The organism is uncultured Meiothermus sp., from assembly GCF_937863175.1.
Lineage (GTDB): Bacteria > Deinococcota > Deinococci > Deinococcales > Thermaceae > Meiothermus.
Genome location: NZ_CALMCQ010000347.1, coordinates 1 through 2364 on the forward strand (window position 1 = coordinate 1; position 2364 = coordinate 2364).

Sequence of the window (2364 nt, forward strand, 5' to 3'; positions counted from 1 at the left end):
TTCCGATCTCACCAGGCTCTTAGATGCTGCCCACATCACCATCTCCAAAAGCACCCTGCCCTACGACACCGAGAAAATCATCCACGGAGGGGGCATTCGCATCGGCACCCCGGCCATCACCACCCGTGGCATGACCGAGGCGCACATGCCCAGGATCGCCGAGTTAATTGACCGCGCCCTCAAGGGAGAAGACCCCCATATCCTGAGGGCAGCGGTCAAAGCCTTTGCCTCACAGTTCCCACTGCCGTAAAGTTTTGGGTGGCGGGTCTGCTCCAATTTCCGAATAAATATCAGCGTTAATGCCTTCTTGGCCGCCTTCTGGTAAATACTTTTCGGCCTGGGCGCCCATGGGGTACACAAGCGGCAGCAGGCGGGATACACTCAAAGCTGGACTATCGGAGGAACCCTATGATTCAAGCCCCTTCCAAAAACCAGGCGTTGCTCGAGCGTCGCCACAAGATCGTCCCCAGAGGCGTTTCGCAGGTACACCCGCTGGTAGTACAAAAAGCCGAAGGCGGCAAAATCTGGGATGCCGACGGCAAGGAGTACCTGGACTGGTTTGGTGGAATTGGGGTACTCAATGTCGGGCACAACCATCCCAGGGTGGTAGAGGCTGTCGAAAAACAGTTGCGCCAGTTCATGCACACCTGCTTTCCAGGGGTAGCCTACGAGCCTTATATCGAGCTGGCCGAGCGGCTGGCCGCCACCGCCCCCATTGGTGGCGAGAAAAAAGCCTTCTTTCTGAACACCGGGGTCGAGGCCACCGAGAATGCCATTAAGATTGCCCGCTCTTACACCAACCGGCCCGGCGTGATCGCCTTTCGCAACAGCTTCCACGGGCGCACCCTGATGGGCATGACCCTGACCGGCAAGGTCAACCCCTACCGGCAGAACTTCGGCCCCTTTGCCCCCGAGGTCTACCACGCCCCCTACCCCTACGAGTACCACGGGCTGGACACCCGCAAGGCCCTGGACGGCCTGCACGAACTGCTCGAGACCGCCATCGCGCCCGAGCGGGTCGCCGCCATCATCATCGAGCCACAACTGGGCGAGGGCGGCTTTGTGCCCGCGCCCAGGCCCTTTCTCAAGGCCCTGCGCAGCCTGACCCAGAAGCACGGCATGGTGCTGATTGACGACGAGGTGCAGACTGGCATTGGCCGCACCGGCAAATTCTGGGCCATCGAGCACGCCGAGGTGGAGCCCGACCTGGTCTGCTTTGCCAAAAGCCTGGGCGGTGGAATGCCCATCGGGGGCGTACTGGGCAAGGCCGAGATAATGGACGCGCCCACTGTGGGCGGCCTGGGCAGCACCTTTGGCGGCAACCCCCTCTCCTGTGCGGCGGCGCTGGCGGTGCTGGACATCTTCGAGCAGGAGAAGCTGCTGGACAAAGCCCAGAAGCTGGGAGAGGTGTTGCACCAGGGTTTCCGCCGGATTCAGGCCCGTTTTCCCCAGGTGGTCGGCGATGTGCGCGGCCTGGGGCCCATGATTGCCATGGAGCTGGTCAAAGACCTCGAGGCTAAAAGCCCCGATGCCCAACTTACTAACCGCCTGGTCGAAATCGCCCGCGAGAAGGGCCTGCTGCTGTTCAAGGCCGGGATGCACTACAATGTGATCCGTTGTCTGGTTCCGCTGGTGGTGAGCGAGGCGGAAGCTCAGCAGGGTCTGGCAATTCTGGAGGAGAGCCTCGAGCAGGCCCTGGCCGAAGGCTAAGCCACGGGGTCAAAACAGGTGGGGTCGTTTATACGACGCGAGGTTACCCTCGAGTTCCAGCGGGTGAGCGACTGGTTAGCCGTCTCCTCCCCGCCGCTGCAACAACCTTTGAACCTCCACAATGCTGTACGCCGGGGTGCGGGAGTGCAACACCGCGTGGCAGTTCGGGCAAACGGGCCGCAAGTCTGCAATCGGATCAATGGTGTACTCGGCCCCCACCTTCGCCAGCGGGCGCAGATGATGGACATGGATCAGGCCGTCAACCGCCGACCCGTACACCTGCCCGAAATTGAACCCGCAGATACAGCAATTGGTCCCATACTGCTCGATACAGGCACGTCGCGCCGCCGGGTTCCGCTCATAGGCATTCACCGAGACGCGGACGACTGCGCCTTCTCGGAAGACCGTGCCGGGTTCGACCTCATCGGGGAAGGTCGCAGGAGCGGGATGCCCGGCCCGTCGCGCCGACCAAAGCTCCTCCAAGTGTGTCACGAACTCGTCCTTGATGGATTGAAGACCTAGGCTGAAGTTGCTCTGGCTTTTCAGAAAGGCCGGAAACCACGGGAGCGGATTCAGGTGGATCGGCGGATCGAACACGAAGCCGGCCGAACCTGGGCCCAGGCCCCCCTTTCCCAGGCCATGCTGGATCTGGCC

2 protein-coding genes and 1 pseudogene are annotated in these 2364 nt (G+C 61.8%); 2 read left to right on the forward strand and 1 reads right to left on the reverse strand.

Translation table 11 applies throughout. The features are described from left to right. Both glyA and gabT read left to right on the forward strand, forming a co-directional pair. Positions 1-250: pseudogene (glyA, locus tag Q0288_RS13160) on the forward strand (serine hydroxymethyltransferase); the annotation flags it as partial. Between the two features lie 158 nt (positions 251-408). Continuing rightward, on the forward strand, positions 409-1710 hold the full coding sequence (gabT, locus tag Q0288_RS13165; protein WP_299431155.1) for a 4-aminobutyrate--2-oxoglutarate transaminase: 1302 nt from the start codon (positions 409-411) through the stop codon (positions 1708-1710). A gap of 75 nt (positions 1711-1785) precedes the next feature. On the opposite strand, the gene Q0288_RS13170 is transcribed toward gabT, so the two are convergent. Beyond that, the coding region (locus Q0288_RS13170; RefSeq protein WP_299431157.1) for an HNH endonuclease at positions 1786-2364 on the reverse strand (579 nt) is incomplete at its 5' end.